Source organism: Nocardioides sp. NPDC023903 (assembly GCF_040639295.1).
GTDB lineage: Bacteria > Actinomycetota > Actinomycetes > Propionibacteriales > Nocardioidaceae > Nocardioides.
The window spans coordinates 331,696-344,668 of the sequence record NZ_JBEZZS010000001.1 but is presented as its reverse complement, the minus strand read 5'-3'; the positions used below and the strand labels follow the sequence as shown (position 1 = coordinate 344,668).

Genomic DNA, 12,973 nt, shown 5'->3' with positions numbered 1-12,973 from the left:
CATGAGACCCCCAACCACATCCGGCTTATCGGCCGCCACCAAGGCCGTCGCGGCAGCTGCTGCGGCGACCGCCCTGGTCGCGACCATGGCCACCAGCGCGCATGCGACCCCAGGCACCGATCCGACGCCTGAGGGCCCCCGGACCGACGCCGGCAGCACCACGGCCGGCACGGCACCACGTACGCCCGCCCTCGACGACGGACGGACCACGATCACCCTCGTGACCGGCGACGTCATCGACGTGACCGCCACCGATGACGGCGTCCTGACCCTCGGGTTCGACGCCGCCGGCGGTGCGATCGAGACCCAGCAGGTGGGCGACCACCTCTACGCGATCCCGACCGCTGCCAAGCCCTACCTGGCCGCGGGCACCCTCGATCGTCGGCTGTTCGACCTCACCGCGCTCCTCGAGATGCGCTACGACGACGAGACGGTCGACGCCACGCCGCTGATCCTGGAGCAGGCCTCGACCCGCGCCAAGGCAGGGAAGCTGCCGGGCGCCGAGCGTACGCTCGACCTGCCGAGCATCGACGCTGACGCCGTCGCGGTGAGCAAGAAGAAGGCGTCCGCGTTCTGGTCGGCCGTGGCCACCGACGGCGGGGCGTCCGCGCGCGCCGCGGGTCCGGCCGGGAAGCTCGGGGGCGGCGTCGAGAAGATCTGGCTCGACGGCAAGGCCGAGACGACCCTGGACCGCAGCACCGCGCAGATCGGTGCGCCCGAGGCGTGGGCCGCGGGCTTCGAGGGCAAGGGCGCCACGGTCGCGGTGCTCGACACCGGCATCGACTCCACCCACCCCGACGTCGCCAGCCAGGTCGACGAGGCGCAGTCGTTCGTCCCGGGAGAGGAGGCCACCAGCGACGTGCAGGGGCACGGCACGCACGTCGCCTCCACCGTCCTGGGCACCGGCGCGGCCAGCGAAGGTCTCTACAAGGGCGTCGCCCCGGGTGCCGACCTGCTGGTCGGCAAGGTCCTCGACAACGGCGGCTACGGCCAAGACTCCTGGATCATCGCCGGCATGGAGTGGGGCGCGGCGAACGCCGACATCGTCTCGATGAGCCTCGGCGACTCCAGCCTCAACGACGGCACCGACCCGATGGCGCAGGCGCTCAACGCGCTGAGCGAGGAGACGGGCGCGCTGTTCGTCGTCGCGGCCGGCAACAGCTACGCCGAGGGATCGCTCGGCAGCCCCGGCACGGCGGACGCCGCCCTCACGGTCGGTGCGGTCGACGACGGTGACGTACGCGCCGACTTCTCCAGCTACGGCCCGCGGGTCGGCGACCACGCGATCAAGCCCGAACTGACTGCACCTGGCGTCGGCATCGTCGCGGCCCGCTCCCAGCAAGCGTCCGGCGAGGGCTGGTACCGCTCGATGGACGGCACCTCGATGGCCACCCCGCACGTCGCGGGAGCGGCCGCGATCCTCAAGGGCGCCCACCCCGACCTCACCGGTGAGCAGCTCAAGAACGCTCTGGTCTCCTCGGCCGCCGACATCGACGCTCCGGCGTACGAGGTCGGCACGGGCCGCCTCGACGTGCCCGCCGCTCTCGACGGCGTGGACGGCTCCGGCGACGGGTTCCTCGGCTTCTACGGCTGGCCGCACGACGGCGACGAGCCCGCCAGCGGCACCGTCACCTACACCAACTCCACCGACGCCGACGTGACGCTCGCGTTGAGCACCGACGTCGTCGGGCCCGACGGCAAGGCGAGCGACCTCGTCTCAGCATCTGCCGAGGAGGTCGTGGTCCCGGCCGGCGGAAGCGCCGAGGTCACCATCACGGCCGACGCAGATGACGCCGCCCTGACCGGTAAGTACAGCGGCGCCGTCGTCGCCACCTCTGGTGAGATCACCGTGCGCACCGCGACCGCGCTGGTCAAGGAGGAGGAGCGCTACGGCCTCGACATCACCGCGCTCGACCGGTCCGGCGAGCCCGCCACCGGCTACGTCGACTTCTACCGCTACGGCGACCAGTTCGTCAGCAGCCTGCCGATCGACCCGGCCACGGGCACGGTGCCGACCCAGCGCCTGCAGCCCGGCACGTACTCGGCCACGGCGTTCCTCGACGTCGCCGGCTCCCAGGGCCCCGGCTCGACCGGCGTCGCGCTGGTCGGGAACCCGCAGGTCGTCGTCACCGACAAGGACCAGTCCCTCGTGCTCGACGCGCGCGACGCCGACGAGCTAGCCCTGAAGACGCCCAAGGACAGCGACGTCGCCTACCGCCGGTTCCAGTTCTTCAACGACTCCGGCATCGGCGGGCTCTACGCGACCTTCGGCGCCACCTACGCCGTCCCGGTCGACGTCGACTCGATCTACGCGGAGGCCACCGGCCCCGTCGACAGCGCCGAGTTCGACTTCGCCGTACGCTGGCGGGCCACCGAGCCGGCACTGGACGTGACGGCGCGCAGCTCACGGGCGCTCGCCTTCGACCCGGTCTACCAGCTCGGCTCGTCCAGGCTCGACGGCCGGGTGTCGCTGCGGACCGTCGCCGCTGGCAAGGGCACGACCGCCGACTACGAGGGCGTCGACGCCAAGGGCCGCGCCGTCCTCGTGACCAGGGACGACGCCGTCAGCACCGAGGAGCGGGAGGCCGCCGCCCAGGCGGCCGGAGCGGCGCTGCTCGTGGTCGTCAACGACCGTCCGGGCCCGCTGGTCGACTTCGTCACCCAGGAGGACCTGCCCGTCGTCTCGGTTCGGTCGGCTCAGGGCGAGAAGCTCGTGGCCGCCGCCGCGAAGGGCAGGGTGACCCTGGAGGGCAAGGCCGTGGAGTTCCCGTCCTACCTCTACGACGTCTCCAAGAGCTGGCCCGGTGAGATCCCGGCCGAGCTCGCGCTGGCACCGACGACCCGGCAGCTCGCCACCGTGGAGAGCCGCTACCACGACACCCAGGAGCGGCTCGCCGTCGACGATCGTGCCGACTGCCGCGACTACCAGTGGCCGCCGTGCCTCAGCGTCCGGGCGCTGCAGCCCACGGCGACCGACCGGACCGACTACGTCTCCACCTACGACGGCGTCACCTGGTACGAGAACGTGGATCACGAGAGCACCTGGGAGCAGCGGGGCGTGCGACAGGCGTACGAGCCGCGCAGCACCACGGTGCGCAACTGGTTCGCTCCGGTGACCGCGCCCCGCACCGGCGACGGCTACTGGGGTCCGCGACACAGCGGCGACTGGTTCCAGGTCAACGTCGCCCACGCCAGCGGGCCCGCCGGGATCACCGGTGGGTTCCCGTGGGGCGAGACCCCGGTGACCTCCCGCCTCTTCCAGGGCGACAAGCTGGTGCGCGAGGGCATCGGCCAGGCGGTCCAGGCCGCGGTCCCCGCGGCCGAGGGCCCGCAGACGTACCGGTTCGAGATCGACACCGATGCGGCCGGCGACGCCCACCGATACTCGACCAGCACGCGTACGTCCTGGACGTTCGTGGCCGACCAGGCGGATCCCGTCCCGCCCGGCGAGGCCGGTACGCCGCTGCCGCTGCTCCAGCTCGACTACGACGTGGACACGGCGCTGGACGGCACGGTGCGGGCGGGTGCCGAGGTCCCGTTCGCGGTGGTGCCCTACACCGTTCCGGGTGCCCCGAGGGCCGGCTCCGTGTCCGGGGCGACGCTGGAGGTCAGCTACGACGGCGGCTCGACCTGGACCGCGGTGAAGCTGCGCAAGGACGGTGTCCGTTGGGAGACGCGCCTGCGCATCCCCGCGCGCGGCGCCGACCTGGTCTCGCTGCGGGCCACCGCCCGCGACGACGCCGGCAACACGGTGACCCAGAAGGTCGTCTCGGCATTCGGGGCCGAGCGCTAGCAGCGCAACGAAGAGGCCCGCAGGTCACCGATGGTGACCTGCGGGCCTCGGTCTACGTTGTGGGGCCGACGGCTAGGCGGCGGAGCCGTCCGCGGCGGCCCGGGCCGGCTTGACCTCGAGGCGCTCGAGCACGCCCTGGTAGAGCTTGGTCAGGGCGGCGACCTCCTCGGGGGTGAAGGCGTCGAACATGACCTGGCGGATCAGCTTCACGTGCTCAGGGGCAGCGGCCTCGATGGCCTCGAGCCCGGCCGGGGTGAGGTCGACGAAGGCACCACGCCGGTCGTCGAGGCACTCGCGACGCTCGACGAGGCCGCGCGCAGCCATCCGCATCACCTGGCGCGAGAGCCGGCTCTTCTCCCACTGCAGCTTGTCGCCGAGCTCGTACATCCGCAGCGAGCGGTCGGGGACGTCGGTCAGGTTGACCAGGACGTCGTAGTCGGCGAGGGAGAGGCCGTTCTTGGCCTGGAGGTCGCGGTTCATCCGCGAGGTGAGCTGTGCGTTGACGGCAAGCCAGGAGCGCCACGCGACCTGTTCGTCATTACTGAGCCACTTGACCTCGTCCATAAGGCACACCTTACCGAGTCGGAACTGGTGCTTTCAGCACCGGCGCCCATTACCGGCAACTGTTGACGCAGAAACTAGACTGGATCTGAAACGTTATGGCTGAGGAGAGCACGATGAGCATCGACATGGACTTCATCACGAAGGACCGTGAGCGGATCAAGAAGGAGTACCTCCGCGAGGAGGGCCTCCGCCCGGCCAGCACGGCCCGCGGCATCCACCACACCGCGCTGCTCTCCTCGGACGTACGCAGGTCGATCGACTTCTACCAGGGGCTCCTGGAGTTCCCGCTGACCGAGATCTTCGAGAACCGCGACTACGCCGGCTCCGACCACTTCTTCTTCGACGTCGGGGCAGGCAACCTGCTGGCCTTCTTCACGCTTCCCGGTCTCGACCTGGGCCCGTACGCCGAGGTGCTCGGCGGGCTGCACCACATCGCGATCTCGGTGACCGCGGAGAAGTGGGACTACCTGCGCGCCAAGCTCGATGACGCGGGCGTCGACTACATGGTCGAGTCCAAGTCGTCGATCTACTTCATGGGGCCCGACGGCGAGCGGCTCGAGCTCCTCGCCGATCCGCTGGGGGAGATGTACGGCACCAAGGTGCTCTGAGACCCTGCGCAGCCGGGACGGGCCGTCTGCCCGTCCCGGCCGCGCTCAGGGACGGTCGAACGGGTCCTCGGGCACCTCGAGCTCGAGCTGCTCGGCGTAGACCTGCTCCTCGGCGCGCCGGTCGGCCAGCCACGCCGTCAGCGCCACGACGACCAGCTGCGAGCGGGACTCCGCGGCCATCTCGTGGACCATGGCGTCAAGCACGTCGACGTTCGTCGCCAGCAGACGCAGGGGCATCGTGACGTACGGGTCCTCGAGGCGCTTCGGCTGCGGGACGGTGCGCATGAAGGTGCCGTCGGAGACGGGCCGGGTCTTCTCGCGCAGCGCGGCCTGGTGGGCACGCAGGAGGACCGGCAGCCGGGGGCGGGTCGCCGCGACGGCGTCGAGCATGACATCGACCAACGAGCGCGGGACCTCCTGGCTGTAGGTCTTCCACTGCGCCGCCAGGGATGCCGGCACGGAGAGGCTGATCGCCTGCACCGGCATGCCCTGGCGCCGCCCGGCACCCTCCCGCTTCGACTTCGTGCGGTGGGCCGGGGTGCCCTTGCGAGAGATCGGGTCGAGCTTGCTGGTTGGTGCTGTGTTGCCCGGGGCTGTGTTGTCAGCAAGGGGGAAGTCCGACACGGTGAGCTCCTGTGGTGGGTGTGATCCATGTGTCAGGAGTGATTCTGTCGGACAGCACCGACAGTTTCGCCAGGGCGGGTGTCAGATCACCAGGCTGAGCGCCAGCACGAACACCAGACCGGACACGGAGAGCACCGTCTCCATCAGCGACCAGGACTTGATCGTCTGGACGACGTCGAGGCCGAAGTACTCCTTGACCAGCCAGAACCCGGCGTCGTTCACGTGGGAGAAGAACACCGAGCCGGCGCCGACGGCGAGCACCACGAGCGAGACCTCGGCGGCCGGCATGTTGGCGACCAGATCGACCACCAGCGACGAAGCGGTGATCGTGGCGACGGTCGCGGAGCCGGTGGCGAGGCGGATGAGGACCGCGAGCACCCAGGCCAGCACGATCGCGGACACACCGGAGCCCTGGGCCCAGTCGGCGAGCTGGGTGCCGATGCCGGTGTCGATCAGCGACTGCTTGAACCCGCCACCAGCGGCGACGATGAGCACGATGCCCGCGATCGGCGGTAGCGACATCTCGACCGTCTTGGCGATCTGGCGGCGGTCCATCCCGGAACCGCGGCCGAGCGTGAACATGGCGACGAGGACCGCGATGGTCAGCGCGACGAGCGGGTAGCCGATCACGTCGAAGACCTGCTGGACATTGTTCTCGGGGTCGTTGATGACAATGTCGACGATCGCCTTGGCGAGCATCAGCACGAGCGGCAGCAGGACGCTGAACAGGGTGACGCCGAAGGACGGGCGACGGGCGTCGGCGTTGCTCACCGGGGTGGCGTCGAAGGTGTGCGGCGCGTCCACGACGACCCAGCGGCCCGCGAGCTTGCCGAACAGCGGTCCGCTGACGACGATGACCGGGATGGCGACCAGTACGCCGAGCGCGAGCGTCGTGCCGAGGTCGGCCTGGAGCGCGCCGATAGCGGCCAGCGGACCCGGGTGCGGCGGCACCAGGCCGTGCATCGCCGAGAGGCCCGCGAGTGTGGGGATGCCGACGGTGATCAGTGAGACCTGCGCCCGACGGGCGACGAGGTAGATGACCGGCATCAGCAGCACCAGGCCGATCTCGAAGAACATCGGCAGGCCGATGATCGCGCCGACGAGCGCCATCGCCCACGGCAGCGTACGAACCGAGGACCTGCCCACGATCGTGTCGACGATCTGGTCGGCACCGCCGGAGTCGGCGAGGAGCTTGGCGAACATCGCGCCCAGCGCGATCAGCAGGCCGACGCTGGTGGCGGTCGCGCCGAAGCCTTCACCGAAGGAGGTGATCACGTCCATCACGTTGCGTCCCGCCAGCACGCCGACCGCGACGCCGCCCAACAGGAGCGCGAGGAAGGGGTGCAGCTTCACGTAGGTGATGAGGACGACGATCAGGGCGATCGAGGCCAGTGCGGCGGCGAGGAGTACGCCTCCTGATGCGACCGGTGCGACCGGCTCGGTCGCGGCGGCGAGGATGTTCATGCGGACTCCCTGGTCAGGTTCGAGGTCGGGTTCATGGTGGTGAGGTAGCGGTCGACGATCGCGTCGATGTCCTGGTCGATGTCGATGGTCGTGCCCTGCTCGTCGGGAGCGAGGGGCTCGAGGGTCGCGAACTGCGAGCGCAGCAGCGACGGCGGCATGAAGTGCCCCGCGCGGGCGGCCAGGCGCGCTTCGACCACCTCCGGGGTGCCGCTGAGGTGGAGGAGCTGGAGGCCGCGGGCACGACTGTGGAGCAGATCGCGGTAGCTGCGCTTGAGCGCCGAGCAGCTCAGCACCGCGCCGGTCTGCTCGTGCTCGGCGAGCCAGCCGCCGAGCGTCTCCAGCCACGGTTGCCGGTCGTGATCGTTCAGCGCACGACCCGAGGCCATCTTCGCGATGTTCTCCGGCGGGTGGAAGTCGTCGGCGTCGGCGAAGGGGACCCGGAGGCGCTGAGCGATCGCAGCGCCGACGGTCGACTTGCCGGAGCCGGAGACTCCCATGACGACGAGGAGGCGGTGTCCTGAGCCTGTCGAAGGGGGGTTCTGTGTCACGCGTCACAGGGTGCATCAAAAGGCATCCGTTTGGCAAGGTGGGGTGTCATAACGGATTCTGATTACGTCGCGCTTGGATTGTGCGACGATGCCGCAGTGACGACTTCCAGCGGTGATGCCGTACATCGACTGCACCAGAGCGTCCGAGACGCTCTCGGGCGCAGGATCGTCTCCGCCGAGCTGCCGCCAGGGGCCGTTCTCACGCTGGAGGGGATCCAGGCGACGTACGACGTCTCGCGCCCGGTCGCGCGGGAGTCGGTGCGCGTTCTCCAGGCGATGGGCATGGTCACCACACGGCGACGTGTCGGTATCACCGTCCTCCCGCGGCAGGAGTGGAACGTCTTCGACCCGCTGGTCATTCGCTGGCGGCTCGACGGCGAGGGCCGGCGCGAGCAGCTGCTGTCGCTCTCCGAGCTGCGGCTCGGGTTCGAGCCGATCGCGGCCCGGCTCGCCGCCGAGCGGGCCGAGCCCCAGCACCACGGCGAGCTGGCCCGATCCGTGGCCGACATGGTCGTCCACGCCGCCGCCGGTGACCTGGAGGCCTATCTGGAGGCCGACACGGCCTTCCATCGGGTCCTGCTCAACGCCTGCGGCAACGACATGCTCGCCGCGTTCGGCGACCTCGTCGCAGAGCTACTCGCCGGACGTACGCACCACCACCTGATGCCCGACAAGCCGAACCCGACCGCCATCGAGCTGCACGAGAAGGTGGCGATCGCGGTGCGCAACGGCGACCCGGCGGCCGCCGAGGAGGCCATGCGGGCCATCATCGACGAAGCCGCCGAGGCCCTCGCCTCCGCCGACGACCCGCCGGAGAGGGATACCGATTGGTGAGCGCGTGAAGCCGTGCGGTAATGTTCGGAGCGCTTCGAGCGGAGAAATCCACTCGCAGTTTCGGGCTGTGGCGCAGCTTGGTAGCGCACTTGACTGGGGGTCAAGGGGCCGCAGGTTCAAATCCTGTCAGCCCGACAGATCGCCCCTGACCTGCTCATGCAGGTCAGGGGCGTTTTTGCGTCTGTCCGCGAGGTTCACCACGTTGCCCGTTGGCGGGGCCATGGGCCCATTGGGGTGCTTGCGGCGGCGGCGCGGATGGACGCGCTCAGCCCGGCGGGCGCTCGCGTTCGTCGAGAAGGGCGGCTATACCGTCGCCGGACACGTGACCCGGACGGCCGGCGAGGTCGAGCTGGGCGTCCAGTGTGAGCGCGGCGTTGATGAGCGACAGGTGGGTGAAGGCCTGCGGGAAGTTGCCGATCTGCTCTCCGTTGACGGCGATCTCCTCGGAGTAGAGGCCGACGTGGTTGGCGTAGGTGAGCATCTTCTCGAACACTACCCTCGCCTTCTCGACCCGTCCGGCGCGGGCCATGGCGTCGACGTACCACATGGTGCAGATGGAGAAGGTCCCCTCCGACCCCTGCAGCCCGTCGGGTGAGGCGGCCGGGTCGTAGCGGTAGACCAGGCCGTCGGTCTCCAGCTCCTCCTCGATGGCGTCGAGGGTCGACAGCCACCGCGGGTCCTGCGAGGAGATGAAGCCGACGACCGGCGCCAGGAGCACGGAGGCGTCGAGCACGTCGGTCTCGTAGTGCTGGACGAAGGCCTGGCGCTTCTCGTGCCAGCCGGCGGTCATGATCTGCTCGTAGATGGCCTCGCGCGCCGCCGTCCACCGCGCGATGTCGGCTGCTCGCCCTCGCCCGTACTTCGTGGTCTGCCGGATCCCGCGGTCGAAGGCGACCCAGCACATCACCCGTCCGTACGTGAACGACTGGAGACCGCCGCGTGTTTCCCAGATGCCCGCGTCGGGCTGGTCCCAGTTCTCGGACAGCCAGTTCAAGATCCGGGAGAACGTCTGGAGGCCTTCGTAGCTGGCGGGCAGCGCACCCAGCCGGTCGGCCTCGTAGGCGCAGTCGGCGAACTCGCCGTAGATGTCCTGCTGTATCTGGTCGGCAGCTCCGTTGCCGATCCGGACCGGGCGCGATTCCTTGTAGCCGCTGAAGTGATCGAGGGTCTCCTCGACGAGGTCGGGGGAGCCGTCGACCCGGTACATGATCTTCAGGGGAACGGCTTCGTTGGCGGCTGCGGATTCGCGCGCCCGGTCCCCGACCCAGCGCGCGAGCTGCGCGGCCTCCTCGGTGAAGCCGAGACCGAGCAGGGCGCGTACCGAGAACGACGAGTCTCGGATCCACGTGAAGCGGTAGTCCCAGTTGCGCTCTCCCCCCAACTGTTCGGGGAGGCCGGCGGTGACAGCCGCGATCAGTGCGCCTGTCGGGGCGTAGGTCATCAGTTTGAGGGTGATGGCGGACCGGTTGACCATCTCGCGCCACCGCCCCCGGTAGGTCGAGCGCGCCAACCACGAGCGCCAGAAGCCGACCGTGCCCTCGAGCGCCGCGAGCACCTCTCCCTCCTCGACGCGGCGGGGCCCGTCCCCGGCCGTCTCAAGGACGAAGCCGACGTCCTGGCCCTCCTCGACCTCGAACGACGCCACCACGTCGTCGCCGACCTGTTCGAGGGGTACCCCGGCGTGGAGCACGAGGCGGGTGCCACCCGACTCGAACACCGCCCCCGAAGGGGTCACCTCGACCGTATGGGAGGCACGGCCGTAGTCGAAGCGGGGCGCGCACGAAATCCGGAACCGCGTCCGCCCGCGCACGCCCCGCACGACGCGGACGATCGTGTGCTGATCCCGGGCCACATCGGGATCCGAGATCGGCATGAAATCGATCACCGAGCTCGTGCTCGCCTCGACCATGAACCGGGTGGCGAGAACCGCCGAGTCGCCCAGGTAGGCCTGCCTGGTCAGGTAGCCGTCTCCCTCCGGAGCGATCCGGAAGTGGCCGCCGCGGTCAGCGTCGAGCAGGGACGCGAACACGCTCGGTGAGTCGAAGCGCGGGGTGCAGAACCAATCGAGGTCGCCGTTGCTCGCCACCAGCGCCGCGGTCTGCAGGTCGCCGATGATCGCGTGGTCGGCGATCGAGGGCTGCTCGGCCATGAGCTTCTCCTCATCCTCGTAGGACGGGTGTCGCCGGCGGGCAGACGCCCGCCGGGTGCGGCACCGTTCGCCGTCGGCATCGGTGGTTCGATTCTCGCGCCCCGCCGCCCCACCGACATCACCCACTAGGGATGAAACAGCTGTCGGCGCCCTGACCTCACCGTTGACGGATGGATGGCAGTCAGGGGCTCACCGTTTATCTCCAGCGCCGTTATCCGCAACGGGTGATCCGCTGGGCCCGCCTTCGCTGTTGAACTGGAGCAGTCGCGCTCCGATGTGTGTCGGTGGCGGAGAAGGGAGATCGACATGTGTCGTTGGCTCGCATACTCAGGTTCGCCGGTGCTCCTGGAGGACCTTCTGTTCAAGCCGGAGAACTCCCTCGTGGTGCAGAGCAAGCACTCACGGCTGGGCGTGGAGACGGTCAACGGTGACGGCTTCGGCGTCGGCTGGTACGGCGCCCAGGACACCCCAGGGACCTACCACAGCATCGAGCCCGCCTGGAACGACCGCAACCTCCGAGAGCTCTCGGCCCACGCTTCCGCCGGTCGGGTCTTCGCGCACATCCGAGCGACGACCGGCACGGCGGTCCAGCAGACCAACTGCCATCCCTTCCGCCACGGCCGCTGGCTTTGGATGCACAACGGGGCCATCGCCGACTTCCCGTTGCTGAAGCGCGACCTGACCCTGGCCGTCGAGCCCGGGCTGTTCCCCGACATCGAGGGATCGACGGACTCGGAGCTGTTCTTCTTCCTCGCCCTGACCTTCGGACTCCAAGAGAACCCGCCGGAAGCGGTGGCTCAGGCAGTTGGCCTCATCGAGGAGACGGGGCGACGCCACGGAGTCGAGTACCCGATCCAGATGTCGGTGGCGACCACCGACGGGGAAACGACGTGGGCATTCCGATACTCCAGTGAGGGTAGGTCCCGATCGCTGTTCCACAACACCGACGTCGCCACACTCCGTCTCCAATACCCCGACAACCCAGTACTGCATCAGCTTTCCGATGACGCACGCCTCGTAGTGTCCGAACCGTTGGGGGACCTGCGGGGGGCGTGGCGAGAGGTGCCGGAGTCCTCCTGCCTCATCGTCAAGGGCGGCCGCGAGGAACTGCAGGGGTTCGCACCTTCGCCTGCATCACCCGACGTGGGTGATGAGAGACAGACCAGACGGCTCTAGGCTTCCAGCGATCCACGACCGGAGGAGGCGGAACCGACGATGGGAATCTTGCGCGTACGACGAGGCGACGACACCTTCGTGCTCGAGGACGTCTCCGGCGCGGTCGTCGCCCTCGAGTCGTTGACCGGCTGATTGCCGTGACGCTCCGCGTGTCCAAGCCGGCGAAGTCATGACCGAGGGTCGGCAGAACGGCAAGAGGCTCCTCGGCCGGGTCGCCGGCGCGGTGACGGAAAGGGTCGTCGACACCGTCGACCCCGACATCGTCCTGGAACACGTCGACCTCAACGCGCTGCTCAGCCGGGTGGACCTCGACGCGGTTCTGGCGCGGGTCGACATGAACCGGCTCCTCGAGACGGTCGATATCGATGCGTTGCTCGCACGCGTCGACCTCAACACCCTCCTCGCCGACGTAGACCTGGACGCCCTGCTGAGGAACGTCGACCTCGAGGCGCTCGTACGCCGCTCCGGCATCCCCGACATCGTCGCGGAGAGCACCTACTCGATGGCCGGATCCGCCCTCGACGTCGCCCGGCGACAGCTGGTGGGGCTCGACGTCGTCGTCGACCGGATCGTGGACCGGCTGATGCGACGGAGCGAGGACGAGCGACGGGAAGGGCCGCCCAACCTGGTTGCGGCCCAGCGAGGGGCGCCCGACCCGGGAACGGCAGCACGATGACCCGCCGGGTACGTCGCTCGGTGTCCGGACACTATGCGGGAGCGATCAGCAGGGCAGTTGCCGCCGCCATCGATGGCCTTCTCATCGCCGGCCTCTACACGCTGGGCGTCGCCGGGTTCGGCTACCTGCTCGAGATGTTCACGTCCAAGTCGCTCACCGACGACCGCTCGACCCTGCTCGGGATCGCTGGCTTCGTGATCTGGGCCTTCTGCTACGTCTTCATCAGCCTCGCCATCACCGGCCGGACGATTGGCAAGGGACTGACCGGACTGCGCGTCGTACGCGCCGACGGCGCTGCACCAGGGGTGCGCACCATGTTCGTCAGGACGCTGGTTTTTCCCCTCAGCGTGATCTTCTTCGGGATCGGCCTGCTCCTGATCGTGGTGCAGCGTGAACATCGTTCTGTCCACGACTTGATCGCCAAGACCTGTGTTGTCTATGACTGGGGAGACCGGAGCGCTGAGATGCCGGGACCACTCTCGGACTTCCTCAACCGCGCCCAATCGGACTCGCCGCAGCGCTGACGGCGTCCGCAGG

Annotated in this window: 11 protein-coding genes and 1 tRNA gene; 7 read left to right on the top strand and 5 right to left on the bottom strand. The window is 69.3% G+C overall.

The features are described 5' to 3' along the window. Window position 1 precedes the first annotated feature (1 nt). On the top strand, window positions 2–3,793 hold the full coding sequence (locus tag AB0F44_RS01735; protein ID WP_357352050.1) for a S8 family serine peptidase: 3,792 nt from the start codon (window positions 2–4) through the stop codon (window positions 3,791–3,793). A gap of 72 nt (window positions 3,794–3,865) precedes the next feature. Here AB0F44_RS01735 and AB0F44_RS01730 read toward each other — a convergent pair whose 3' ends face one another. Then, complete coding sequence (locus AB0F44_RS01730) at window positions 3,866–4,357, bottom strand: MarR family transcriptional regulator (RefSeq protein WP_357352048.1); 492 nt, start codon at window positions 4,355–4,357, stop codon at window positions 3,866–3,868. Window positions 4,358–4,470: 113 nt separating this feature from the next. Between AB0F44_RS01730 and AB0F44_RS01725 the strand changes: the two genes are divergently transcribed. Then, window positions 4,471–4,965 (top strand): VOC family protein, encoded by a 495-nt coding sequence (locus tag AB0F44_RS01725; RefSeq protein ID WP_357352046.1) that lies wholly within the window; start codon window positions 4,471–4,473, stop codon window positions 4,963–4,965. 45 nt (window positions 4,966–5,010) lie between these two features. On the opposite strand, the gene AB0F44_RS01720 is transcribed toward AB0F44_RS01725, so the two are convergent. The 3 genes from AB0F44_RS01720 to AB0F44_RS01710 all read right to left on the bottom strand — a co-directional run bounded on the left by AB0F44_RS01720 (window position 5,011) and on the right by AB0F44_RS01710 (window position 7,550). Beyond that, window positions 5,011–5,589 carry a hypothetical protein gene (locus AB0F44_RS01720; protein ID WP_350658041.1) on the bottom strand — a complete coding sequence of 193 codons (579 nt, stop codon included), beginning with the start codon at window positions 5,587–5,589 and terminating at the stop codon, window positions 5,011–5,013. A gap of 81 nt (window positions 5,590–5,670) precedes the next feature. After that, the gene (locus AB0F44_RS01715) at window positions 5,671–7,053 is read right to left on the bottom strand and encodes a gluconate:H+ symporter (protein ID WP_357352044.1); all 1,383 of its coding nucleotides are present in this window, start codon (window positions 7,051–7,053) and stop codon (window positions 5,671–5,673) included. Beyond that, window positions 7,050–7,550, bottom strand: a complete 501-nt coding sequence (locus tag AB0F44_RS01710) for a gluconokinase (protein ID WP_357352698.1) — start codon at window positions 7,548–7,550, stop codon at window positions 7,050–7,052. The genes AB0F44_RS01715 and AB0F44_RS01710 overlap by 4 nt, the downstream gene beginning before the upstream one ends. Before the next feature lie 147 nt (window positions 7,551–7,697). Here AB0F44_RS01710 and AB0F44_RS01705 point away from each other — a divergent pair, with 147 nt between their 5' ends. Beyond that, window positions 7,698–8,435, top strand: a complete 738-nt coding sequence (locus AB0F44_RS01705) for an FCD domain-containing protein (RefSeq protein ID WP_357352043.1) — start codon at window positions 7,698–7,700, stop codon at window positions 8,433–8,435. A gap of 61 nt (window positions 8,436–8,496) precedes the next feature. Then, a tRNA-Pro gene (locus AB0F44_RS01700) sits at window positions 8,497–8,570 on the top strand. A 130-nt stretch (window positions 8,571–8,700) separates the two neighbouring features. Here AB0F44_RS01700 and AB0F44_RS01695 read toward each other — a convergent pair. Further along, a complete protein-coding gene (locus AB0F44_RS01695) occupies window positions 8,701–10,584 on the bottom strand; it encodes a glycoside hydrolase family 15 protein (RefSeq protein ID WP_357352041.1) in 1,884 nt (627 codons plus the stop codon). A 339-nt stretch (window positions 10,585–10,923) separates the two neighbouring features. On the opposite strand from AB0F44_RS01695, the gene AB0F44_RS01690 reads away from it, so the two are divergent. From AB0F44_RS01690 to AB0F44_RS01680, 3 genes are all read left to right on the top strand, one after another. Further along, window positions 10,924–11,760 carry a class II glutamine amidotransferase gene (locus tag AB0F44_RS01690; protein WP_357352039.1) on the top strand — a complete coding sequence of 279 codons (837 nt, stop codon included), beginning with the start codon at window positions 10,924–10,926 and terminating at the stop codon, window positions 11,758–11,760. 169 nt (window positions 11,761–11,929) lie between these two features. Continuing rightward, on the top strand, window positions 11,930–12,436 hold the full coding sequence (locus tag AB0F44_RS01685; protein ID WP_357352037.1) for a hypothetical protein: 507 nt from the start codon (window positions 11,930–11,932) through the stop codon (window positions 12,434–12,436). Between the two features lie 20 nt (window positions 12,437–12,456). Then, window positions 12,457–12,960 (top strand): RDD family protein, encoded by a 504-nt coding sequence (locus tag AB0F44_RS01680; protein ID WP_357352035.1) that lies wholly within the window; start codon window positions 12,457–12,459, stop codon window positions 12,958–12,960. The last annotated feature ends 13 nt before the right edge of the window (window positions 12,961–12,973 follow it).

Excerpts from the sequence above, each read along its gene's own strand:
- AB0F44_RS01730 (WP_357352048.1), bottom strand. The coding sequence starts at position 4,357 with ATGGACGAGGTCAAGTGGCTCAGTAATGACGAACAGGTCGCGTGGCGC.
- AB0F44_RS01695 (WP_357352041.1), bottom strand. The coding sequence starts at position 10,584 with ATGGCCGAGCAGCCCTCGATCGCCGACCACGCGATCATCGGCGACCTG.
- AB0F44_RS01715 (WP_357352044.1), bottom strand. The coding sequence starts at position 7,053 with ATGAACATCCTCGCCGCCGCGACCGAGCCGGTCGCACCGGTCGCATCA.
- AB0F44_RS01725 (WP_357352046.1), top strand. The coding sequence starts at position 4,471 with ATGAGCATCGACATGGACTTCATCACGAAGGACCGTGAGCGGATCAAG.
- AB0F44_RS01735 (WP_357352050.1), top strand. The coding sequence starts at position 2 with ATGAGACCCCCAACCACATCCGGCTTATCGGCCGCCACCAAGGCCGTC.
- AB0F44_RS01710 (WP_357352698.1), bottom strand. The coding sequence starts at position 7,550 with ATGGGAGTCTCCGGCTCCGGCAAGTCGACCGTCGGCGCTGCGATCGCT.
- AB0F44_RS01685 (WP_357352037.1), top strand. The coding sequence starts at position 11,930 with ATGACCGAGGGTCGGCAGAACGGCAAGAGGCTCCTCGGCCGGGTCGCC.